Raw genomic sequence first — 563 nt, forward strand, 5'->3', positions numbered from 1 at the left:
TTCGGAAGAGTTACGCACGGTCGTAAATGAAGCTGGCGGACTTATCCCTCGGCGTCACCAAGACATGTTGGTGTCTATTCTCGATCTCGAACACGTTACTGTAAATGACATTATGGTGCCACGTAATGAGATTACGGGTATCGCTCTTAACGATGACTGGCAATCCATTGTTCGTCAGTTAACCCCCTCGCCACACGGTCGAATCGTTTTTTATCGCGACCAAATCGATGAAGTGGTTGGTATGCTGCGTTTACGTGAAGCGTACCGTTTGATGCTAGAAAAGAACGAGTTCAACAAAGAGACGTTACTACGCGCGGCAGATGAAGTGTATTACATTCCCGAAGGAACGCCGCTGAACGTACAAATGTTGAAGTTCCAACGCAACAAGCAGCGCATCGGTCTGATCGTAGACGAGTACGGTGATATCATCGGTCTAATCACTCTTGAAGACATCCTAGAAGAGATCATTGGTGAGTTCACGACGTCTATTTCTCCTAGTTTGTCTGATGAAATCAGCCCACAAGGCGACGGTAGTTTCTTAATTGAAGGCAGCACCAATATCC

General features: G+C 46.7%; 1 protein-coding gene. It reads left to right on the forward strand.

Annotated features, from left to right (window positions below):
• A partial coding sequence (locus R7190_RS29575; RefSeq protein WP_318138165.1) for a CBS domain-containing protein occupies nucleotides 1-563 on the forward strand: 563 nt, incomplete at both ends.

It is taken from the genome of Vibrio sp. 1078-1 (genome assembly GCF_033340475.1).